This window comes from Streptomyces sp. SP18BB07, from assembly GCF_036322545.1.
Taxonomy (GTDB): domain Bacteria; phylum Actinomycetota; class Actinomycetes; order Streptomycetales; family Streptomycetaceae; genus Streptomyces; species Streptomyces deccanensis.
The window spans coordinates 35,934-57,472 of the sequence record NZ_JAQYWT010000359.1; the positions used below are offsets into that span (position 1 = coordinate 35,934).

Genomic DNA, 21,539 nt, shown 5'->3' on the forward strand with positions numbered 1-21,539 from the left:
GCCGCTGACAAGGGAGTTCCGATGGCCACACAGACCACGACCGAGCGGGCGCGCGAGCCGCGCCGCGACGAACGCAGGGTCGTCAGCAACATCATGCGCGGATCGATCGGCAACCTGATCGAGTGGTACGACTGGTACGCGTACACCGCCTTCAGCGTCTACTTCGCCTCCGTCTTCTTCCCTTCCGGCGACCAGACCGCCCAACTGCTGAACACCGCCGCCGTGTTCGCCGTCGGGTTCCTGATGCGGCCGATCGGCGGCTGGATCCTGGGCCGCTACGCCGACCGCCGTGGCCGCCGTGCGGCGCTGACGCTGTCGGTGACGCTCATGGCGGCCGGTTCGCTGATCGTGGCGCTGACCCCGTCGTACGGCTCGATCGGGGTCGCCGCGCCGATCCTCCTGGTGGCCGCGCGGCTGCTGCAGGGACTCTCGGTCGGCGGTGAGTACTCCACCTCGGCCACCTATATGTCCGAGGTGGCCTCGCCGGGCCGCCGCGGCTACTACTCCAGCTTCCAGTACGTCACCCTCATCGCCGGCCAGCTGACGGCGCTCGGCCTGCAGATCGTCCTGCAACAGGTGCTCAGCACCGCGCAGATGGAGGCCTGGGGCTGGCGGATCGCGTTCGTCGTCGGCGCCGCGGGAGCGGTCGTCGTCCTGTGGCTCCGGCGCGGCATGGACGAGTCCGAGAGCTTCGAGCGCGCCGCGGCCGAGGCCGGGGGCGAGGGCGGCAAGCGCCAGGACGGCGAGCCGGCCCGGGGCAGCCTGCGGCTGCTGCTGTCCTACCCGCGGCAGTGCCTGACCGTCGTCGGGCTGACCATGGGCGGCACGCTGTTCTTCTACACGTACACCACGTACCTGCAGAAGTTCATGGTCAACACCAGCGGCATCGCCAAGCCGACGGCGGCCTGGATCAACTTCTTCGCGCTGCTCGTCTTCGTCGTGCTCCAGCCGGTCATGGGTCTGCTCTCCGACCGGGTGGGGCGCCGTCCGATGCTGATCACGTTCGGGGTGCTGGGCGCCGTGGTGGTGGTGCCCTCGCTCACCCTGCTCTCCCGCACCAGCGACCCGGTGTACGCGTTCCTGCTCATGGTCGTACCGCTCGCCGTCAGCTCCCTCTACACCTCGATCAGCGCCATCGTGAAGGCCGAGCTGTTCCCCACCTCGATCCGGGCCCTCGGCGTCGGTCTGCCCTACGCGCTCACCGTGGCCCTGTTCGGCGGGACCGCCGAATACGTCGCCCTCTGGTTCAAGAACGCCGGGCACGAGACCTGGTACTTCTACTACGTCACCGCCTGCGTCCTGATCTCGCTGCTCGTCTACATTCGGATGCGCGAGACGTCGGACGGCTCGCCGCTGGACGAGGAAGTCGCCCGCCCGTAGGGCAGGCAGGTCCTGCGGGACGGAAGGAGGCGACCGTGCACGTACTGCTGGCCGAGGACGACGACGGCGTGGCCGGTGCGCTGGCCGAGGCCCTGTACGAGCACGGTCACCTGCCCACCCGGGTACGGCGCGGCGAGGACGTCCTCGCCCGCCACCGCCAGGCCGACCTGCTCCTCCTCGACCTCGGCCTGCCCGACGTCGACGGCCTGGAGGTGCTGCGCAAGCTGCGCGCGGTGAGCGGCCTGCCGGTGGTGGTCCTCACCGCCCGGGGCGACGAGCGGTCCGTGGTGCGCGGTCTGCGGCTGGGCGCGGACGACTACCTGGTCAAGCCGGTACGGCTGGCCGAACTGCTGGCCCGCATCGACGCGGTCACCCGCCGCGCCGGGCCGTCCGCCGCCCCGGCACCGCGCACGGTCCGCGTCGACGACGTCGAGGTCGACCTCGACGCGCGCCGGGTGACGGTCGGCGGTGCCGAGGTGCGGCTGACCACCAAGGAGTTCGCGGTGCTGGCCGCGCTGGCGGCCCGGGCCGGTACGGCCGTCAGCCGCCAGCAGCTGATGGACGAGGTGTGGGGCGACGCCTACCTCGCCGTGTCCCGCTCGCTCGACGTCCACCTCACCCAGGTCCGGGCCAAACTCGGCCGTCCCGACGTGCTGACCACCATCCGGGGCTTCGGTTACCGGTTCGGCGGCTGAGCGGGCCGGGGCCCTGCCGTGCGTACCCGGGTACTGACCGTCGTCCTGGCCTTCGCGGTGCTCGCGGTGGCCGGATTCGCCGTCCCCCTGCTGGGTGTCACCGCGTCCCAGCGCACCCAGCAGCTCGTCGCCGCCCGCACCGCCGACCTCGACCGCTTCGCCGGACTGGCCGGGCAGGCCGCCGAGAGCGGCGACACCGGCGCGCTGACCGCCGAGGTGACCCGCTACACCGAGCTGTACGGCGAGGCGGTCGTGGTCGTCGACGCCCGCCGCGCCCCGGTGGCGCAGACGGGCGGCATGCGCGCCGCCGACCCCGCCGTCGCCCGCCTGGTCGACGCGGCGCTGCGCAACCAGCGCGTCTCGCCGGGGGGCACGCTGCGCCCCTGGTCGCGCGGCGACCATCTGCTCGCCCGCCCGGTGGGCACCGGCACCCGGGTCTCCGGGGCCGTGGTCCTGCGTGTGTCGGTACGGGCCGCCGCGGACGACATCGCCCTGCGCTGGGCGCTGGTCCTGGCGGGCGCGGGCCTGTTCGCCGTGACCTGTGTGCTGCTCGCCCGCTTCGCCACGCGGTGGGTCGTGCGTCCCCTGCACCGCCTGGACCGGGCGGTCGGCGCGCTGGCGGCGGGGCTGCCCGCCGAGCACGCCCGCGCCGGCGGCCCACCCGAACTGCGCCAGCTGGCCACCGGCTTCAACCGCATGGCCGACGCGGTGACCACCGCGCTGGAACAGCAGCGCCGCCTGGTGGCCGACACCTCGCACCAGCTGCGCAATCCGCTCGCCGCACTGCGTCTGCGCATCGACTCGCTCCAGTCCCGGCTGCCCGCCTCCGCCACCCGCACCTACACCGGCGTCACGGCCGAACTCGCGCGCATGGAGCACCTCCTCGACGACCTGCTCGCCCTCGCGAACGCCGAACACCGCGCCGGCGAACTGTCCGTCATGGACGCGCGGGAGGCCTGCTGCGACGCGACGGCGGTCGCCGCGGCCCAGGCCCAGCTGTGGCGGCCGGTCGCCGAACAGGCCGGAGTCCAACTGGAGTTCACCGCCGGCCCGTCCGTCCTCATGAGCTGCGCGGAGGACGAACTGGCCCAGGTGGCCGACATCCTCCTCGACAACGCGATCAAGTACGCCGGGAGCGGCGCCCACGTCGGGACGCGCTGTTTCACCGAGGGCCCCGACGCCGTGTTCGAGGTACGGGACGACGGGCCGGGCCTCGCCACCGGCGAACTCGCCCAGGCGGGCACCCGCTTCTGGCGCTCGGAGCGCCACCGCGACGTACGCGGCAGCGGCCTCGGCCTGGCGATCGCCGAGCAACTGGTGACCGGCCGCGGCGGCCGCGTCGAGTGCACGGCGGTCGAGCCGCACGGACTGCGGGTGAGGGTCGTACTGCCGAAGGGGGGAGGGGCATGAACGGCGAGGGGGCGTACGGCACGACCGGCGCAGACGCGTACGCCACGACCGGCGAAGGCGCGTACAACGGAAACAGCCCCGCCCCTCGCCCCGCCCGCCGCACCGCCCTGCGCGCGGCACTGGGCGCGGCGGCGTGCACCGGGCTGCTGGCGGGCGCCGCGACGGCCGACGTACGGCACGCGGACCGTGGCCCGGAGGGCGAGCTGAGGATCGCGACCGGCGAGCCCGACGGGTTCTACACGGCGTTCGGCCGACTCCTCGCCGACCAGGTCACGACCGTCTACCCCCGGCTGTCCTGCGAGGTGGTCAACAGCGAGGGCAGCGTGGCCAACGTACGGCTGCTCCAGGCGCGCCGGGCCGAGGTGGCGCTGGCCCTGGCGGACATCGCGTGGGCCGCGTACGGCGGCTCCGCGCCGTTCGCCCGCGGTGTCCCGCTCCGCGCCATCGGCAGGGTCTACGAGAACTACGTACAGCTGGCCGTGCGCGCCGACGCGACCGTCCGCGGCGTCGCCGACCTGGCGGGGCGCACCGTCTCCCTGGGCGCGCCCGGATCCGGCGGCGCGGTGCTCGGCGACCGTCTGCTGCGCGCCGCGGGGCTGACCCCGGGCACCGACGTACAGGTCCGCCACCTGCTGATGCCGCGGGCGGCGCGCGCGATGCGGGACGGCGCCGTCGACGCCCTGCTGGTCGCGGGCGGCGTACCGCTGCCCGTGCTCTCCGGCCTGGAGTCCCGGCCCGGTATCCGCCTCCTGCCGCTGGCCGATCTGCTGCCCCGGCTGCGCACCGGCCCGGGACGGACCGGCTCGGGTCTGGAGGCGGTGACGGTGCCGGCCGGGGCGTACCGGGGAACGCCCGAGGTGGCCACCATCGGGGTGGCCAATCTGCTCCTGTGCCGTCCCGACCTGCCGGTGCCCGTCGCCGCCGCCCTCACCCGGGTACTGGTCCGCCGAGCGACCCGCCTGGTCCCCACGACAGCCCTCGGCACCCAGTTCCTCGACGTCCGCAGCCTGATCTCCACCGGCGTGGTCCCCCTGCACCCCGGGGCGGTCGCCGCCTACCGCGAACTGCACGGCTGAGCACGTCGCGCGGAGCGTCACCGCGTCCTGGTGCTCACCCGGGGGAGGGCGGTTCGGCGTCGCCGGTGTGGAGGGCGAGGTTGGTTTCGAGGCGTTCGAGGACGGCGAGGGTCGCGTCGCGTTCGGTGTCGGTGAGGTCGCCGGTGGAGTAGTCCTCCAGACGGGACCAGAGGTCCTCGACCTGTCGGCGCAGGGCCTGGCTGGCGGCGGTGGGTTCGACCAGGACGGAGCGCCTGTCGCTGGCGGAGCGCACACGGCGTACGAAGCCGGCCTTCTCCAGGCGCTGGATCGTGCGGGTCATGGTGGCGGCGTCGGCGTTGACGTGCCGGGCCAGGTCGGTCTGGCGCATCCGGCCGCGGTCCCACAGCTGCATCATGACCAGCTCCTGGGCTGGGTGCAGACCGACCTCGCGCAGCAGCTGACCGGCGAGCATGCGGTGCAGGCGGGCCACCCGGAAGATCGCATGGCTGATGGGTCCGCGGCGTGCGGCCTCGGGGAGTTCCCCGGTCACGGGGAGGTCCCCGCTCGCGGCGGCCTGGGGCGGCATCGCCTCGGATTCCATGGTGCTTCCTTCTCCTCGAAGTGCGGCAGCCGGCGCCGGGGTCGGCTGTCGCGTGCGGGCCGTCGGCCCGCCCTCCGAGGGCAGGGTATGCGCCGCCCGGGTGGGGGCGGCCCGGCGGGCTCGGGTCCGCCGCCGAACCGTCAGCCGCGGGCCTCCTCCAGCGTGGGGTAGTCGGTGAAGCCCTTCTCGTCGCCGCCGTAGAAGGTCGCGGGGTCGGGTGTGTTGAACGGGCCGCCCCGGGCCAGGCGGGCGGGCAGGTCCGGGTTGGCGAGGAACAGGGCGCCGTAGGCGAGCAGGTCGGCGGTGCCGTTCTCGACGAGTTCCAACGCGGCCGGTCCGGTGGGCTCCTGGCCGGTGAAGGGGTTCAGGATGAAGGTCGTCGGCCATGCCTTGCGCAGCCGGAGCATCAGGTCATGCATGCCGGGGGCCTCCAACTGGTGCAGGTAGGCGAGGTTCAACGGGGCCAGGGCCTCGACCAGGGCGGTGTAGGTGGCCTCCAGGTCGGCGGTGTCGGACTCGTCGATGTCGTTGTAGGGGTTGCCGGGGGAGAGGCGGAAGCCGACCTTGTCGGCGCCGATGGCGTCGGCGACGGCCTCGGCGGTCTCGACGGCGAAGCGGATGCGCTTCTGCGGGCTGCCGCCCCACGCGTCGCTGCGCTGGTTGCTGTTAGGGGGCGAGGAACTGGTGGATGAGGTACCCGTTGGCACCGTGCAGTTCGACGCCGTCGAAGCCGGCCTCGACGGCGTTGCGGGCGGCGGTGGCGTAGTCGGCGATGGTGGCGCGGACCTCGGCGTCGGTCAGTTCCCTCGGGGTGACGAAGTCCTGGGGGCCCTGGTGGGTGTACACCTGTCCGGCTGCCGCGACGGCGGAGGGGCCGACGGGCCGCAGGCCCATCAGCGCGGGGTGGCCGACCCGTCCGGTGTGCATGATCTGCAGGTAGATCACACCACCCCGGGCGTGCACGGCGTCGGTCACCTGGCGCCAGGCGGCGACCTGCTCGGCGGTGTGGATGCCCGGGGTGTCGGGGTAACCCTGGCCGACCCGGGAGGGCTGGACGCCCTCGGTGACGATCAGCCCGGCGGAGGCGCGCTGCGCGTAGTAGTCGGCCATCGCCGGTACGGGGCTATGGCCGGGCCCGTAGGCACGGCTTCGGGTCATCGGGGCCATCACCAGACGGTTGGCCAGACGCTTGCCACCCAGTTCGTGGACATGTCCCTCCCGGGAGCGGTTCAGCCCCGCAGCCCCCGCAGCATCACCCCCAGGTAGCGGCGGCCGGACTCCAGGCGTGCCTGTCGGTCGTCGGCGTGGATGCCGGCGGCGAAGGCGATCCCGCACATGAGCGGCAGCAGGTCGTCCCAGGTGACCGCGGTGCGTACGGCGCCCGCCGCGCGCGTGCGGTCGAGCAGGCGGCCGGCGAGCGAGTCCAGCGTGGCCGTCAGCTCCTCGGTGCGGGGCAGGACGCGTGCCGGTGCCGCGCGCACGATGGTGAGCGACGGGTCGGTCAGCTGCGCCTCCAGCGTGACGTCGAGGAAGCCTGCCAGGGCCGCCCAGGGGTCGTCCTCGGTCAGTGCCCGTTCCGCGTGGCCGACCAGCGCTTCCAGGCCCGGGGCCGCCACGGTCTCCATCAGGGCCTCCGGCGTCGGGAAGTGCCGGTAGACGGTGGCCACTCCCACCCCGGTCAGGCGGGCGACGTCGTTGAGCTGCAGCGGGGTGCCGTCGTCGACGAGTCGCCGGGCCACGTCGACGATGCGCTGCCGGTTGCGGGCAGCGTCCTTGCGCATCGGTGCACTGGTCATGCGTCACAGCATAAACGGATAGCTCATCCGCTTGTGTTACGGTGAAATGGATAGCTCATCCGTTTTAGTGTGGCCGCCCCGCGCCACGAGGAGGGATCACCGTGCCGTTCACCGTCACCGACGTGCCCGAGCTGCCCGCCGGGTTCACCGACACGTTCACCAGCCGCACCGTCGAGACCGGCGAGCTGACCCTGCACGCCGTGGTCGGCGGCGACGGGCCGCCGCTGCTGCTCCTGCCCGGCTGGCCCCAGTTCTGGTACAGCTGGCGGCTGGTCATGCCCGCCCTGGCCGAGCACTTCACCGTCGTCGCCCCCGACCTGCGCGGCATGGGCGCCAGCGACAAGCCCGCCACCGGCTACGACGCCGGCACGCTCGCCGACGACATGGCCGCCCTGATGACCGCGCTGGGCCACGACCGCTTCGCCGTGGTCGGCTACGACCTCGGCATGCTGGTCGGCTACGTCCTGGCCGCCGGCCACCGTGACCGCGTCACCGGCCTGGTCGGTGCCGAGTCGATCCTCCCCGGCCTCTCGCCGTCGCCGCCGCTGCTGTCGGACCCGGCCACCAACGAGTTCCTGTGGCACTTCGCCTTCAACCGGCTGTCCGACATCAACGAGCGCATGGTCGCGGGCCGGGAGGAGATCTACTTCGGCCACACGTTCACCTCGAAGACCGCCACCCCCGGCGCCATCCCGCAACAGGCCATCGACGTCTACGTCGACCAGCTGCGCGACCCGGCCGCCCTGCGCGCCAGCTTCGAGTACTACCGGACCCTCGACACCTCCGCCGAGCACACCGTGCGCCGGCGCGACGAGGGCCCGCTGTCCATCCCGGTCCTGGCGATAGGCGGCCAGTACAGCACCGGCACCATGCCGGAGGAGACCCTGCGCATGGTGGCCACGGACGTCACCGGACTGGTCATCCCCGGAGCCGGCCACTTCCTGCCCGAGGAGGCGCCGAAGGACCTCACCGAGGCGGTGCTGGACTTCCTGCGCCGCCCCGCCGCCGGTAACTGAACGGCGCCGCGGCCCCCGCCCCGGCGGCCCGTCCGGTGCGCCACGCCGCCGGCCCGCTCGCGATCCGTGCCACCGGTGCGGCCGATCGACCGTCTTACTCCAGCGAAGTCCCACTTCTTGATCCGACGAAGCTGGAAGGACAACGTGTGAGCGGGAACTTAGTCCGGGGATTCGCGGTGGCCTCGGCCACCGCGGTCACCACGGTCGGTGCCGTCGCGGGAGTCGGCCAGAGCGGCACCGGCGAGGCGGTGGCCGACGCCGGGACAACGGCGAGCGGCTCGACCCTCCTCGCGGACATACCCCTGGGCAGCGAGGCCCGGATCCAGACGGCCTCCCTGAACCGACAGGCCGACGCGCAGTCCGTCGCCGCGGACAACAGCGCGAGGCAGACCGCGGCGGAGGCGGCCCGAGTGCAGGCCGCCAAGGACGCGATCGCCAAGCAGAAGGAGGCCAAGCGGCAGGAGGCCGAGCGGAAGGAGGCCGAACAGAAAGCTCTGCGGGACGCCAAGGACCGCCAGCAGGAGCAGGAGCAGGAGCAGCAGGCCGGAGGCTCGTCGACGGAGCCCTCCGGTGTCACGCAGCAGTCCTCGTACAGCGTCGCCGACGTCCAGGCCATCGCTCGGCAGATCGTGCCCGGCGGCCAGTTCACGTGCTTCAGCAACATCGTGGACCACGAGTCCGACTGGAACTACAAGGCGGTCAATCCCTCGTCCGGGGCGTACGGCCTCGTCCAGGCCTATCCCGGCTCCAAGATGTCGTCCGCCGGGGCGGACTGGCGGACCAATCCGGCCACGCAGATCAAGTGGGGCCTGAACTACATGAACGAACGCTACGGCAGCCCCTGTGACGCATGGGCGTTCTGGCAGGCCAACGGCTCCTACTGAGCCGACGCGGCCACGCCGTCGAGGCCACCGGCCCCGCGCGGTTCCCCACCGCTCCCCGGTGGGGAACCGCGCGCCTGAAAGGTGCTCGTGTCCGGAAACCGAGGAATCGCTCAGGTCGGGTGGCGCGTCAGCGCACGCCCGCCGCGTCGAGCAGGGTGGTCACCGTGGGTGCGACGAGCCCGGTGAGGGTGTCGGCCTGGATGCCCGCCCGGGCGCTGGCGCCGTCGAAGATCAGGCTGAGCTGCCGGGCCAGCAGATCGGGGTCGCCCGCCCCGCCCTGCTCGGCCTCGGCGCGGAAGAAGGCGGTCAGGTTCGCCTTGATCTGATGAGCGACCCGGCTCGCGGGATGGCTCTGGTCCTTCAGCTCGATCTGCACGGCCAGGTACCGGCAGCCGTGGAACTTGGGACCGCCGGCCTCTGCCTCCACCTGCGAGAAGACGTGCAGGATCCGCTCGCGGGGCGACCGGCCGTCGTCCGCCGCCGGCAGGAGAGTCGCCACGTAGGCGGCGGCGCGCTCCCTCAGGGCTGTTGCCAGGAGGTCGTCCTTGCTCTCGAACAGCTGGTACATGGAGCGCTTCGACACCCCCGCCGCCTTGCACAGCGCGTCGATGCCGATGTTGACGCCGTCCCGGTAGGTGAGCGTGGCCGCCGCCTCCAGCAACCGCTCCCTGGGGCTCAGCTTCACTTCGGTGGTCATACCGCGAGGTTAACCGGAAGCGGACGAGACGCAGACCGACCGGTTTTCAGGACGCACCGGTCTCCCGGGCGGTGGAGGGGGAGCGTTGCGCCGGGGATGCCAGCCGCCGGTGACCTCCTTCACGGGCTTGTGCGGGAAGCGGCGCCGGGCGTACTCGCCCGCGTGGGAGCCCGGCAGGACGTACAGGGTCTCCGTCTTGTCCTGGAGCGGTCGCAGCACGGTGTCCATGAACGACTTGCGGTCATCCAGGTACGGGCCGAGGACGTCCTCGGCGATGGCGCCGACCGGGCAGGCCGCGACGCACAACGTGCAGTCGATACAGGGGTTGTGGCCCAGCGCCTGCCCGTACGCGCTCACCTCCGCGTCCACCACGACGGTCACTGGCGGGAAACCGACGGAGGGATTGAGGGCGCGGTAACCGGCGTCCTGAAGCGCCCGGTTCATCCGGACGGCCATCGCGATCAGGGTGCGGGTGCCGGGCAGCGCGGACCGCGCGTACTCGCGCTCGCCGGCCAGGTCCGGGTGGTCCAGGCCGACCGCGGCGGCGTCGTCGGCGCCGGCCGCCAGACACAGCTCGCGCAGCCATTCCGCGTCGATCACCGGCGGCGGGCCCGCCGTGTCACCGGCCTCGCGCCGGGCGAGTACAGCCCGCACCGAGGGGTGGGCGGCCAGCTTCGCCGGGAGCCTGGGAGGCGGGGTCGTCCGTTGCCCCTCGGCATCGCGCGCGGCAGCCACCCGTACTCCCTGGGGATTCGGGTTCCCGGGACGCCGCCGAGGAGCCGCGCCCCCTCGTCGCCGCGCCCGTCCCGCGGTGCGTCAGCGCACGCCCGCCGCGTCGAGCAGGACGGTCACGGTGGGGGCGAGGAGCCCTGCCGGCGTGTCGGCCCTGATGCCCGCACGGGCGCTGGCGCCGTCGAAGACCAGGATCAGCTGCCGTGCCAGCAGGTCCGGGTCGCCCGCCCCGCCCCGCTCGGCCTCGGCGCGGAAGAAGGCGGTCACCTTCTCCTTGACCCGGCGCGCCACCCCGCTCGCGGGGTGGCCCGGGTCCTTCAGCTCGATCTGCGCGACGAGGTACCGGCAGCCTCGGAAGTCGGGCGCACGCGCCTCCGCTTCCGCCTGTGCGAAGACGTGCAGGACCCGCTCGCGCGGTGGACGGGCGTCGTCCCCGGCGGGAAGGAGTGCCGCCACATAGGCGGAGGCGCGTTCCTCCAGGCTCGCTGTCAGGAGGTCGTCCTTGCTCTCGAACAGCTGGTACATGGAGCGCTTCGACACCCCCGCCGCCTTGCACAGTGCGTCGATGCCGATGTTGACGCCGTCCTGGTAGGTGAGCGTGGCCGTCGCCTCCAGCAGCCGCTCTCGGGGGTTTGACTTCGCCTTGGTGCTCATAGGGCGAGGTTAACTCGATTCCGGGCGATTGGAAACCGATCGGTTTACCGCGTCGGTGTGTCAGTGGGCGATCACGGGCTCGCCCTCCGACTGCGCCAGGGCCGCGTTCGGTATCAGGAGCGCCGAGAGGACGGCGCCGACCACGAAGAACCCGGCGCCCCACGCGAGGGTGGCCGTGTAGCCCTCGACCCCGGCCTGGGCCACGGTCAGGGCGCCCGGCTCGTGCGCGGACAGGTAGTCGGTCGTGGCCGACGAGGCGACGGTGGTCAGGAGCGCCGTGCTGATCGAGCCGCCCACCTGCTGGCCGGTGTTGATCAGCGCCGAGGCGACGCCCGAATCCTCGTGATGGATGCCCGCGGTCGCGCCCTGGAACGCGGTGGTCATCACTCCGCCGAGGCCGAGGCCCAGCAGGATCATGCCGGGCATGATGTCGGCGGCGTAGGAGCTGTCCAGTTCGAGGCGGGTCAGCAGGGCCATACCGGCCGCGGCGACCAGGAAGCTCGCGCTGATCACGATCTTCGGACCGACCCTGGGCAGCAGCAGCGAGGGCGCCGTGGTCGACGCGGCGACGATGCCCCCGACCATCGGCAGGAACGCCAGGCCGGTCTTGATCGGCGAGTAGCCGATGCTGGCCTGCAGGTAGTAGGTCAGGAACAGGAAGATCGAGAACATCCCCATGCCGATGACGAACACCGCCAGGAACGAACCGCCGCGGGTCCGGTCCAGTACGAGTCGCAGCGGCAGCAGCGGATGCGCGGCCCTGGACTCCAGCCATACGAACACCGCGAGCAGCACCGCGCCGACGATCATGGAGCCGAGGGCGACGGGATCGGTCCAACTCGTGGACTCGACGTGCGCGAACCCGTAGACGACGGCGAACAGCGCCGCGCTCACCACGACGGTGCCGGGAATGTCGAGCTTGGGCCGCTCGGTGACCGCGGGCTTGGCCAGCAGCAGCACCGCGCCGACCAGCGCGACGACCGCGAAGACGACGTTCACGTACATCACCCAGCGCCATGACGCCCACTCGGTGAGCACGCCGCCGAGCAGCAGCCCGACCGCGCCGCCCGCACCGGCCAACGCGCTGAAGATGCCGAACGCCTTCGGCCGTTCGGCCGGGTCGGTGAAGGTCACGCTGAGCAGGGAGAGCGCCGCGGGCGCGAGCAGCGCGGCGAAGAGCCCCTGGGCCACTCGTGCCGTGACGAGGATGCCGAAGCTGTCGGCCGCGCCGCCGAGGACGGACGCGCCCGCGAAGCCGATCAGTCCGGTCACGAAGGTGGTGCGCCGGCCGAACAGGTCGCCGAGCCGGCCGCCGAGCAGCAGCAGGCTGCCGAAGGCCAGGGCGTACCCCGTGATGACCCACTGCCGGCTGCCGTCGCTGAAGCCGAGGTCGTGTTGCGCCGCGGGCAGCGCGATGTTCACGACGGTCGCGTCGAGCGTGACCATGAGCTGCGCCGTGCCCAGCACGACCAGCACCCACCAGCGCACGGCATGGGAGCCGCGGCGGCCCGAGTCTGTCTTTCCGGAGGCGGGTGCCCCACGGTCGTAGGTGGTACTCACTGTTCCCCTTGATCGCTGATCATCGTCGGCCGACCACGCATGGCCGAAAACCGATCTGTTTCCATGTAGGTAAACAGATCGGTTTCCATGGCGCAAGCGCGGGGTCTGTCGGGCTTGCGCTCAGAAACTGATCGGTTTACATTGATTGAAACCGATCGGTTTCTCGTTCTTGAGGAGAGTCATGACCGCATTGAAGGGCGCGCACGTCTTCGTCACCGGCGGCAGCCGGGGCATCGGCAAGGCGCTGGTGGAGGAGCTGTACGCGCGTGGTGCCGGCAAGGTCTACGCCACGGCGCGCGACCCGCGCTCCGTGACGCACCCCGACGCCGTCCCGGTGGCGCTGGAGGTCACCGACCCGGCCTCCGTGGCGGCGGCCGCCGCGCAGGCGCAGGATGTCACCGTGCTGATCAACAACGCCGGTGCCTCGGTCGGCGCGTCCTTCCTCGACTCCCCGGTGGACGACGTACGCCGGGAGTTCGAGACCAACTTCTACGGCCCGCTCCTGCTCACCCGGGCCTTCGTACCGGTCATCGAGCGCAACGGCGGCGGTCACCTCCTCAACGTGCACTCGGTGCTGTCCTGGCTGGCCCTCGGCGGCTCCTACAGCGCTTCCAAGGCCGCCCTGTGGTCGCAGACCAACTCCCTGCGCCTGGACCTGCGGCCCCGCGGTATCGACGTCACCGGACTGCATGTCGGATACGTCGACACGGACCTCGCGGCCGGCGTCGACGCGCCCAAGTCCGACCCCCGTGACGTCGCCGCGCTCGCCCTCGACGGCATCGAGACGGGCGCGCACGAGGTGCTCGCCGACGACATCTCACGGCAGGTCAAGGCGGGTCTGGCCGGCGACCTGGCAGCGCTGTACCCCCAACTGGCGCAGTAACCCCCACCCACGCGAGGAGTCGCCGACATGCCCGCCCACGAGCCACGTCCCTCGATCCTCGTCCCGGGGACCACCAGCCACACCATCGCCCCGCGCCGGGGATCCGACGGCCGCGAGGGAACCCTGCGCTACCTCAAGGCGGGCACCGGCGCTCCGCTGGTCCTGCTGCACACCGTGCGCACCCAGGCCGAGCACTTCCGCCACCTCATCCCGCTGATCGCGGACCGGTACACCGTGTACGCCCTCGATCTACCGGGGATGGGCTACTCCGAGATCGTGCCCGGAGCGTCGTACGACGAGCCGGCCATGCGCGCGGGCGTCGAACGCCTCCTGACCGAACTCGACCTGCACGATGTGACGTTGGTCGGCGAGTCCATGGGGGCGGTGCTCGCCCTGACCACCGCGGCCGACCTCCCGGAACGGGTCCGGCGCGTCGTCGCGGTCAACACCTACGACTTCCGCGGCGGAATCGCCCGCTCCGGCCTCCTCGCCCGTGTGGTGATCAGCGGTGTCCTCGCCCCCGGGGTGGGCCCGGTGATCGCCGGGGTGGAGCCCAAGCCGGCGCTCACCAAGATCCTTCAGGGCGGCCTGGGCGACAAGAGCGCGCTGCGGGGGGACTACGTGGACGAGCTCCTCCAGGTGGGCGGGCGCCCCGGCTACCCGACCGTCGCCCGGGGCGTGTACCAAGCCCTGCCCAGTCTGATCGCGGCCCGCGCGCGCTACCCCGAGGTCAAGGCCCCCGTCCACCTCCTCTACGGCGAGAAGGACTGGTCCCGCCCCTCCGACCGGGAGGCCAACAAGCGACTCCTGCCCGCCGCCGACTTCACACAGGTACCGAAGGCCGGCCACTTCATCGCCCTGGAGCGGCCCGAGCTGCTGGCCGACCTGCTGAACGCGACGGCCTGACGACCGCGGTCCTCTGCCGGCACGTCGGGATGGGACCGCACACCGCGCACCTCGCGCCGAAAGCCGCGAGGCGCTCGGTCGCCGTACGACCGTCAGCCGTCCTTGCCCATGGCCTTGCGCACCGCGTCCTTGGTGCGGTCCATGAGGGCGGCGACCGGCCCGAGCATCACGTTCGCCGCGCCCGACTCCACGCCCGGGTGGGGCCGTGTGGGTGCGATGGCCTCGGCGGCCTTGACGGCCTTCGCCATGGAGGCCGGCTTGGCGGCGTCGGCGCTGCGGCGGATGTGGGTGAACTCGTAGCGTTCCTCGGCCCGCGCGTGCTCCTGGAGGTCCCTGCGGAGCTTCAGCAGCATGGGAATGAACTTCGGGTCGTCGGTGTCGACGTCGTCCAGCGCGGCCAGGGTCTCCTTGGCCGCCCGTTCCTCCGCGAGCCGCTCCTCGACCACCTTCTCACCGCCGGGCAGGGAGCGCTGGGCGAGGGGATGGACGACCTCCTCCTCGGCGGTCTCGTCCTCACCGCTGCTCGCCTCGACCTCGTCGAAGAGGGTGCGGATGTCGCCGTGCTGCCGCATCAGCAGCGCCACGACGTCGTTGTCCGCGGCCCGGTCGTCGCCGGCCTGCGGGGTGTCGAGTTCGGTCATGTCGGCTGCCTTGCGCCTGCTTCAGATACGGATCCGGTTCCATCCGCGCCACCCACGCGGTCAGGTCCACCGCGACCAGCTCGCGCCAGCTGCGCAACTGACGGTCCAGCGGGATGCCCCGCAATGGACAACGAGCACCGGCCTGCCTCCGCAGCCCGCGCACGACGGACGACTTCCGGCCACCGCTCACCCCCGCGGCCGCACGGTTCCCCCTGAGCGGCCCATCCGCCCGGGGTGGGCGCCCGCCGGAAGACAAGAGCACTCACGGTAGCTTTATTGACCGATCGTTCTGGATAGGTCTAGGGTCTCCGGTGTGGCCAGGACCAAGGAATTCGATCCGGACGCCGCGCTGCAGTCGGCTCTCGAGCTGTTCTGGCGGCGCGGCTACGAAGCGACGTCGATGGCGGATCTCGTCGCGCACCTCGGCATCGGCCGCGCCAGCATCTACGCGACGTTCGGCAGCAAGCACGACCTGTACCTGAAGGCTCTGGACCGGTACTCCGAGACGCGTGACCCGTTTCTCCTCGCGGAGTTGTCCCAGCCGGGCCCCGCGCTGCCGTCGGTGCGGGCGGTGGTGCGTCGCTTCGCCGCGGAGGCCGCTTCCCCGGAGGGGCGGCTGAACGGCTGTTTCATCACCAACACCGCGGCCGAACTGGCGCCGCACGACGCCGCGGCGGCCCGACGGGTCGAGATCAGCTGGCAGCACGTCGAAACCCTGCTGCACTCCGCGCTGGTGCGGGCTCGGGCCCAGGGCGAGCTGCCCGAGGACCGGGATCCGCGCGCACTGGCCCGCATGCTGCTCGTCCTGCTGCAGGGCGTGCGGATCGTCGGCAAGGCGTCGAACGATCCCGCTCGCGTGCGGGACGCGGCCGAACAGGCGCTGGCCCTGTTGGACTGAATCCGCGCTGGATCCGGTCTGAATCACGCTCCTGGAGCCACCGGGCTCCCTCGCGCATGTCCAAATTCTAGATCGATCGGTCAAATATTGGGGGGAGGTCAGGGAAGGTATGACAGCCACGGGCCACGCCCGCGCGACGCAGCACCGCTACGCCTTCATCCTCCTCGGCGCTCTCCAGACAACGCTGATCTTCACGCTGGCCACGCTCGCCGTACCCCTGCCCCTCATCGGACGCGAATTCGATCTGGAGCGCGCCGACTTGATCCTGCTCAGCGCCGCCTACGGACTGACCTTTGCCGGCCTGCTGCTCTTCGGCGGACGCCTCTCCGACCGCTACGGCGGACGGCGCGCGCTCACCACGGGCCTCGTCCTCTTCGCTTCCGCCTCGGCCGCCGCCCCGCTCGCCACCGGCATCGAAGCACTGCTCGCGGCGCGCTTGGCGCAGGGCGCGGGAGCGGCTCTGGTCGCGCCGGCCGCCATGGCCGTGCTGCGGGCCGTCTTCCCGTCCCCCGACACGTACGGCAGGGCGATGGCCACCTGGGGCGGCCTCTCGGTGCTCGGCGCGACGACGGGCAATCTGGTCTCCGGCGTCATCGCGGCGCTGCTTTCCTGGCGTTGGACTTTCGCCGTACCACTCGTGGTGGCGGTCGCCGCTCTCGCCCTCACGCCCCGGCTGCTGCCGGACACCGCGCCGAGCCGGGACAGGACCCTGGACGTGCCGGGTGCTCTGCTGGCCACCGGCGGGATCACCCTGACCAGCTACGGGCTCGTCGTCACCGACGCCCGCCCCTGGCCGTCGGCCGGCGTACTCGTGCCGCTGCTCGTCGGGACCGCACTGCTCGCCGCCTTCTGGTACGCCGAGCGCCACGCCCGCGACCCGCTGCTGCCGCCCCGCTTCCTGCTCGACCGGCGGCGGGTCCTCGCCCTCACCGCCACCGCGCTCAGCGCCTGCGGAACCGCGATGACCTTCGTCGTCCTCTCGCTCCACTTCCAGCAGGCCCGCGACTGGTCTCCGCTGCGGACCTCGGCCGCCTTCGTGCCGTTCGCCGTCGCGCTCATCGCCTCCGGCCGGGCGGCGGGACCACTCATCGGCCGGTACGGGGCCCGGACCGTCACGGCCGCCGGGCTGGGTGCGGGCGCGGTCGGGCTCGGCCTCCTCGCGCTCACCGGGCTCGACGCGCATACCTCGTACGCGTACGGACTGCTGCCGGGTCTCGTGCTGCTGCCGGCCGGCGCCGCGGCGTCATTCGCGGCAACCGCCGTGCTCGCTGTGCGGGGCGTGCCACAGCGGCAGACCGGGCTCGCGGGCGGCGTGCTGAACAGCGCGATGGAAATCGGCCCGACCGTTCTCTTCGCCGTTCTGCTCACGCTCGGCAGCGACGCCTGGTCCCTGGCGGTGACGGGGGCCGCCCTGACCGTCGTGGCCTTCCTCTGCCACCGCACCAAGTAATCGTCGATCAAGGTCGATCAAGGTCAATCAAGGGAGTCAGTGAAATGAACCGCTTCACGGGCAAGACCGTCCTCGTCACCGGAGGAGGCTCCGGCCTAGGCCGCGCGATCGCGCTCGCCTTCGCCGCCGAGGGCGCGGCAGTGGTCGCTGCGGGACGTACCGCGGCCTCCCTGGACGAGACCGTCCGCCTCATCGAGGCGGGCTACGGCACGGCCGCCGCCGTCACCGTCGATGTGACCGACTCCGGCCGACTGCGGAACCTCGTTCGCGAGAGCGTCACCCGATTCGGCGGACTGGACATCGCGGTCAACAACGCTGGCATCCTCCGAGGCACCGTCCCCGTCGGTGAGGTGAGCGAGGAGGACTGGGACGCGGTACTGCGGACCAATGTCACCGGCGTCTGGCTGGCGATGAAACACCAGATCGCGCACATGAAGGAGAACGGCGGCGGCACCATCGTGAACATCTCCTCCAACCTGGGCGCACACCTGCGGATACCGAACGTCGCCGCGTACATCACCTCGAAGGCGGCCGTCTCCGCGCTGACCCGTGCCGCCGCTCTCGACCACATCCACCAGGGCATCCGTATCAACGCGGTCAGCCCGGGCGCCTCCGCCGCCCCCATGTCGCTGCGCCCCGGCGAGACCGAGGCCGACCGCGCCGAGCGCGTGAAGACGGAGAACCCGCTGGGCCGGGTCGCGGAGGCCGAAGAAGTGGCCGCCGCGGTCCTCTACCTCGCCTCACCCGCGGCCGGCGCGATGGTCGGCACCGACCTGGTCATCGACAGCGGATCATCGGCCTGACGGGTTCCTGAGCCGGTGCGTGGTGGCGAGGCCGCAGGGGCACGGTGGCGGGGTCATGGCCTGGCTCGGCGCCTGCCTTCCGCTTGCGGACGGAAGAACAGGCGGTGCCGAGATGAGCGTGGCGAAGAGTGGAGGAGTTCCGTCTCCATCGCACGTCTCGGGCGGTAAGCAGGCTCTCCTACACGTCGCGTTCGGCGGTCCAGGTGATGTGCGGGGGCTGGACTCGTGCGCAGAGCGGACCGCCGTCCGCGTCGGTCAGGCCGAGGCGTCCGACCAGCAGGCCGTCGCGTGCGGCGGCGGCGAGTACGTCGGCGGGGACGACGTCGAGCAGCAACTTGGCGCGGCGGAACATCGTGAACATGCCCGACTCGTCGACCGTGCCCCACGACAGGTAGATGAACCGGCGGCCCAGCCGGTCCTGCACGTACGGGCCCTTGACCTCGGTGCCGGCCGGCGAGGTGCTCGTGGTGCACTCCAGGGTCCAGGTCGCGGACGGCGCGTCACCGGGCTGCGGTGCGAGGAGCTCGGCCGGACGGTCGCGGCGTTGCACGGCGACGTGGACGTTGCCGTACGCGGGCGCCCTCCCGTCGGCACGGGCCGGACAGGTGAGCCCGGGCAGATCGACGGCGTCGATGCGGATACGCATACCGCCCATCATCCGCCACCACCCGAACAGAGGACAGCCGCCCTCGAGGAGAAGGGGCCCTGAACGACCCTGTGCTCACGCTAGGAATGGATCTACGCCGGCCCCCGGCACCGCGGGACGCAATTCGACCGGCGGACAGTGCCGCGGTACCGGTGACACCCATCCTCACGGCCCACGGGGCGGCCTGAAGGTGAGGGCGCGGGCTCTTGGACGCTCGACACACAACACGTTCAGCGCCCGGCGAAGACCACGTGCCCGGTGGTCGGGGCCGCTCGGGGGCAGCTCACGTGATGCCTGGCCGTGCCCTTCCCGGCCACCCACCGGGAAGAGCGCGCGCGGCGCCAAGTCGCCCATTGCGTACGCGCCTTGTGCGCGGCAGACCGCCTCACTGAACGACGGTTCGCCCGGCGGGTCAGCGCGTGAGGTCGAACGTGGCGGCGCGGGGCACGAACGTCGTGCCCCCGTCCTCGGCCGTCGCCAGTGCCGAGACGTACCAGGTGCCCTTGGCCAGGTCGGCCGCCTCCCGCTGCGTGACCTTCAGCGTGTACGTGCAGCGGGTGGCCTTGTCCGAGATGCTCCGGCACGTGGCGCTCTCCGCCGAGCGCAGCTCCGTCTCGGTCGGGTCGAGCTTCGAACTCGCGGGCCAGGCAAGGACCTTGAGGCCTCGGACGCCAGAGTCGTCGCTCACGTCCACGGTGTAGACGAACGAGCCCGCGCTGCCGCCGGACGGAGCTGTGTAGCGAGCCCCGCCGTGCTCCAGGGTCGGCTCCGTGGGGACCGAGGCCAGAGCGAGGCCACCGGCGGCCACTGCGCCGAGGGCGACGGCGCCGATGAGCGAGGAGAGGACAATGCGCTTGGACATGGGAGATCCCCCTGGATTCGTTGGGTAGTTGGGAAAGCGGCGACCGACCGCGTTCTCGATGTGATCGAGCCTATGAGCGGGGGTACGGCCCTGGCTTCGCGCTTCAGGACGAATGACGCCTCGAACCACAGGTAGAGGCTCTGCAACCTACGGAGGAGACCGGAACCCGCCGCAGCCGGAAGTCGGGCCGCTCACCAACGGCCAAGGCCTTGGGTCGCTGACCTGTTGCGCTGACCTGGACCATGGCTGGGCTGGGGTCTCGTCCACACTCCTTCCGGTGACCGACCGCCAGGACGTCCTCGAGCTGTACGCGCTGGGTGGATGATGTCCCGCAACGCGTACAGACAGAGGGGGAGCAATGAGAAAAGTCGACGAAGCCATGGTGGTGTTCCTGCGGGCCCGGTTTCGTGAGGACGAGACGGCGGCTCGCGCATTGAAGCCCGGCAAGAACGAGGACTTGATCCGACTGCGGGACCGGGTGCTTGCCGATGTCGAGGCGAAGCGCAGGCTCCTGCACTGGGTGCACGAGATCCCGTGGACTGTCGAGGACAAGCCCCGCTCCATCCTGGAGAACGCGGTCATGAGCGGGATCGAGGGCATTCCGCTGCGGCGGCGCAGTCCGGTGGCCTTCACCCTGCTCGCGGCGTATGCCGACCACCCCGACTTCCACCCCGAGTGGAAGTACTTGGTGGACGAGCCTGACGAGGCCGATGTCCGTGCTCAGGGCCGCACCGTCAGATGAGTCCCGCCCGCCAGGAGGCCCTGGAGCGGCTCGGGTTGGAGGGGGAGCCTGGGCGACCGCCGAGCCGCTCACGGATGCCGTCCGCGCCGTCGCGGCAAAGGCCGGGTTGATCGTGGCGGCCTCGGGGCCGACCTTCGGTCAGGGCCGGCCTTCGAACTACCCGTCGACGCCGGATGACCGGGTGTGGCCGCCTGGTCGTTCGACGGGCGGGAAGGCGCGGCCGCTGCCGCGGACGCACAGGCGGACCTGGTCACCGACGGCGGGCGGGAGGGCTGCCGGGTCGAAGACGCGGGCGGCCACCGGCGTGCCGTCGGTCAGACGCAGGGCGAGCATCGCGTCGTGGCCGTAGAAGTCGCGCCGCACCACGGTCGCGGTGATCGCGCCCCTGGTGCCCGGCGAGGCGAGCGTGATCTGCTCGGGCCGTAGCAGCACGAGCGTCGGCCCGGTCGGCGGACCCCCTTCGAGCGGCGTGAGTCCTATCGTGCCCAGCGGGGTGCGAACTCGGTCGCCTTCCGCTACCCCGGGCAACCACACCGCATCGCCGACGAACCCGGCCACCCAGGGGTCGGCCGGTGCTCCGTAGAGGAGTTCCGGAGGGCCGGTCTGGACGATGCGGCCGTCCCGCATGACTCCGACCTCCTCGGCCATCGACAGTGCCTCGGCCTGATCGTGGGTGACGAGGACGGCTGTGGCGCCGTCGGCGCGCAGGGCCTGCCAGACGTCCCGTCTCAGCTCGGCCCGGAGGGCGGCGTCGAGTGCGTTGAACGGTTCGTCGAGGAGCACGATCGGGGGGCGCGGCGCGAGCGCCCGGGCGACCGCGACGCGCTGCTGCTGTCCGCCGGAGAGATGGTGTGGCATCCGGTCCTCGAAGCCTGCCAGCCCCACCAGATCCAGCACGGCAGCCGCCCGGCCGGCCCGTCGGGAGGCCCGGTCGAGCCCGTAGGCGACGTTGGCCAGCACGGACAGGTGGGGGAAGAGCGCGCCTTCCTGGGGCACCACCGCGATCCGCCGCCGCTCCGGCGGCACCGATGCGTCGGGGGTGGCGACGGGGCGGCCGTCGATCCGGATCTCTCCGGCGTCCGGCACCTCGAAGCCCGCGATGCAGCGCAGCAGCGTCGTCTTGCCGGAGCCGGAGGGGCCGAGCACGGCGACGAGCGCCCCGGAGCGGACGGCGAGGTCCACGCCGGACAGCGCCTGGACACGGCCATAGCTCTTGTGGACGCCGATGATGCTCAGTTCCGCCATG

At 72.0% G+C, this 21,539-nt stretch carries 22 protein-coding genes and 1 pseudogene; 12 read left to right on the forward strand and 11 right to left on the reverse strand.

The features are described from left to right. Nucleotides 1–21: 21 nt before the first annotated feature. From PUR53_RS37950 to PUR53_RS37965, 4 genes are read left to right on the forward strand one after another with little or no spacing between them, the layout of a single operon-like run. Nucleotides 22–1,380: an MFS transporter gene (locus PUR53_RS37950; protein WP_329911358.1), complete on the forward strand. Its 1,359-nt coding sequence runs from the start codon at nt 22–24 to the stop codon at nt 1,378–1,380. 35 nt (nt 1,381–1,415) lie between these two features. Continuing rightward, nucleotides 1,416–2,075, forward strand: coding sequence for a response regulator transcription factor (locus PUR53_RS37955; protein WP_329902066.1), 660 nt, complete (start codon nt 1,416–1,418; stop codon nt 2,073–2,075). A gap of 18 nt (nt 2,076–2,093) precedes the next feature. After that, entirely contained in the window at nt 2,094–3,485 is a 1,392-nt protein-coding gene (locus PUR53_RS37960; RefSeq protein ID WP_329911360.1) for a sensor histidine kinase, read from the forward strand. After that, nucleotides 3,482–4,561, forward strand: a complete 1,080-nt coding sequence (locus PUR53_RS37965; protein WP_329902068.1) for a TAXI family TRAP transporter solute-binding subunit — start codon at nt 3,482–3,484, stop codon at nt 4,559–4,561. The genes PUR53_RS37960 and PUR53_RS37965 overlap by 4 nt, the downstream gene beginning before the upstream one ends. 34 nt (nt 4,562–4,595) lie before the next feature. Here PUR53_RS37965 and PUR53_RS37970 read toward each other — a convergent pair whose 3' ends face one another. From PUR53_RS37970 to PUR53_RS37980, 3 genes and pseudogenes are all read right to left on the reverse strand, one after another. Continuing rightward, on the reverse strand, nt 4,596–5,123 hold the full coding sequence (locus PUR53_RS37970) for a MarR family winged helix-turn-helix transcriptional regulator (RefSeq protein WP_329902069.1): 528 nt from the start codon (nt 5,121–5,123) through the stop codon (nt 4,596–4,598). A gap of 140 nt (nt 5,124–5,263) precedes the next feature. Then, nucleotides 5,264–6,290 (reverse strand): annotated as a pseudogene (locus PUR53_RS37975) (alkene reductase). Nucleotides 6,291–6,352: 62 nt separating this feature from the next. Next, a complete protein-coding gene (locus tag PUR53_RS37980) occupies nt 6,353–6,919 on the reverse strand; it encodes a TetR/AcrR family transcriptional regulator (protein WP_329902070.1) in 567 nt (188 codons plus the stop codon). Nucleotides 6,920–7,020: 101 nt separating this feature from the next. Between PUR53_RS37980 and PUR53_RS37985 the strand changes: the two genes are divergently transcribed. Together PUR53_RS37985 and PUR53_RS37990 are read left to right on the forward strand one after the other, a co-directional pair. Next, complete coding sequence (locus tag PUR53_RS37985) at nt 7,021–7,935, forward strand: alpha/beta fold hydrolase (protein WP_329911361.1); 915 nt, start codon at nt 7,021–7,023, stop codon at nt 7,933–7,935. Between the two features lie 146 nt (nt 7,936–8,081). Beyond that, nucleotides 8,082–8,819, forward strand: a complete 738-nt coding sequence (locus PUR53_RS37990) for a transglycosylase SLT domain-containing protein (protein ID WP_329911363.1) — start codon at nt 8,082–8,084, stop codon at nt 8,817–8,819. Nucleotides 8,820–8,946: 127 nt separating this feature from the next. On the opposite strand, the gene PUR53_RS37995 is transcribed toward PUR53_RS37990, so the two are convergent. The 4 genes from PUR53_RS37995 to PUR53_RS38010 all read right to left on the reverse strand — a co-directional run bounded on the left by PUR53_RS37995 (nt 8,947) and on the right by PUR53_RS38010 (nt 12,462). Continuing rightward, nucleotides 8,947–9,516 carry a TetR/AcrR family transcriptional regulator gene (locus PUR53_RS37995; RefSeq protein ID WP_329911364.1) on the reverse strand — a complete coding sequence of 190 codons (570 nt, stop codon included), beginning with the start codon at nt 9,514–9,516 and terminating at the stop codon, nt 8,947–8,949. A 9-nt stretch (nt 9,517–9,525) separates the two neighbouring features. Continuing rightward, nucleotides 9,526–10,251 (reverse strand): hypothetical protein, encoded by a 726-nt coding sequence (locus PUR53_RS38000; protein ID WP_329911365.1) that lies wholly within the window; start codon nt 10,249–10,251, stop codon nt 9,526–9,528. Nucleotides 10,252–10,332: 81 nt separating this feature from the next. Further along, nucleotides 10,333–10,902 (reverse strand): TetR/AcrR family transcriptional regulator, encoded by a 570-nt coding sequence (locus PUR53_RS38005; RefSeq protein WP_329911366.1) that lies wholly within the window; start codon nt 10,900–10,902, stop codon nt 10,333–10,335. Nucleotides 10,903–10,962: 60 nt separating this feature from the next. Beyond that, nucleotides 10,963–12,462: an MFS transporter gene (locus PUR53_RS38010; RefSeq protein ID WP_329902076.1), complete on the reverse strand. Its 1,500-nt coding sequence runs from the start codon at nt 12,460–12,462 to the stop codon at nt 10,963–10,965. A 181-nt stretch (nt 12,463–12,643) separates the two neighbouring features. Between PUR53_RS38010 and PUR53_RS38015 the strand changes: the two genes are divergently transcribed. Both PUR53_RS38015 and PUR53_RS38020 read left to right on the forward strand, forming a co-directional pair. Next, nucleotides 12,644–13,345, forward strand: a complete 702-nt coding sequence (locus PUR53_RS38015; RefSeq protein WP_329911368.1) for an SDR family oxidoreductase — start codon at nt 12,644–12,646, stop codon at nt 13,343–13,345. Nucleotides 13,346–13,372: 27 nt separating this feature from the next. After that, nucleotides 13,373–14,251: an alpha/beta fold hydrolase gene (locus PUR53_RS38020; protein WP_329911369.1), complete on the forward strand. Its 879-nt coding sequence runs from the start codon at nt 13,373–13,375 to the stop codon at nt 14,249–14,251. Between the two features lie 92 nt (nt 14,252–14,343). Here the strand turns inward: PUR53_RS38020 and PUR53_RS38025 are convergent, their stop codons facing one another. Then, nucleotides 14,344–14,892, reverse strand: a complete 549-nt coding sequence (locus PUR53_RS38025) for a hemerythrin domain-containing protein (RefSeq protein ID WP_329902079.1) — start codon at nt 14,890–14,892, stop codon at nt 14,344–14,346. Between the two features lie 313 nt (nt 14,893–15,205). On the opposite strand from PUR53_RS38025, the gene PUR53_RS38030 reads away from it, so the two are divergent. The 3 genes from PUR53_RS38030 to PUR53_RS38040 all read left to right on the forward strand — a co-directional run bounded on the left by PUR53_RS38030 (nt 15,206) and on the right by PUR53_RS38040 (nt 18,043). Beyond that, nucleotides 15,206–15,790, forward strand: a complete 585-nt coding sequence (locus PUR53_RS38030) for a TetR/AcrR family transcriptional regulator (RefSeq protein ID WP_329902080.1) — start codon at nt 15,206–15,208, stop codon at nt 15,788–15,790. Between the two features lie 109 nt (nt 15,791–15,899). Next, nucleotides 15,900–17,240: an MFS transporter gene (locus PUR53_RS38035; RefSeq protein WP_329911370.1), complete on the forward strand. Its 1,341-nt coding sequence runs from the start codon at nt 15,900–15,902 to the stop codon at nt 17,238–17,240. Between the two features lie 44 nt (nt 17,241–17,284). Then, complete coding sequence (locus tag PUR53_RS38040) at nt 17,285–18,043, forward strand: SDR family NAD(P)-dependent oxidoreductase (protein WP_329911371.1); 759 nt, start codon at nt 17,285–17,287, stop codon at nt 18,041–18,043. 178 nt (nt 18,044–18,221) lie between these two features. Here PUR53_RS38040 and PUR53_RS38045 read toward each other — a convergent pair whose 3' ends face one another. Both PUR53_RS38045 and PUR53_RS38050 read right to left on the reverse strand, forming a co-directional pair. Continuing rightward, the gene (locus tag PUR53_RS38045) at nt 18,222–18,689 is read right to left on the reverse strand and encodes a DUF5990 family protein (protein WP_329902083.1); all 468 of its coding nucleotides are present in this window, start codon (nt 18,687–18,689) and stop codon (nt 18,222–18,224) included. Between the two features lie 412 nt (nt 18,690–19,101). Further along, nucleotides 19,102–19,551 (reverse strand): DUF5707 domain-containing protein, encoded by a 450-nt coding sequence (locus tag PUR53_RS38050; protein ID WP_329902084.1) that lies wholly within the window; start codon nt 19,549–19,551, stop codon nt 19,102–19,104. Between the two features lie 358 nt (nt 19,552–19,909). Here PUR53_RS38050 and PUR53_RS38055 point away from each other — a divergent pair, with 358 nt between their 5' ends. Beyond that, nucleotides 19,910–20,293, forward strand: a complete 384-nt coding sequence (locus PUR53_RS38055; protein ID WP_329902085.1) for a DUF6221 family protein — start codon at nt 19,910–19,912, stop codon at nt 20,291–20,293. Nucleotides 20,294–20,449: 156 nt separating this feature from the next. On the opposite strand, the gene PUR53_RS38060 is transcribed toward PUR53_RS38055, so the two are convergent. Then, the gene (locus tag PUR53_RS38060; protein ID WP_329902086.1) at nt 20,450–21,538 is read right to left on the reverse strand and encodes an ABC transporter ATP-binding protein; all 1,089 of its coding nucleotides are present in this window, start codon (nt 21,536–21,538) and stop codon (nt 20,450–20,452) included. Nucleotide 21,539: the final 1 nt, after the last annotated feature.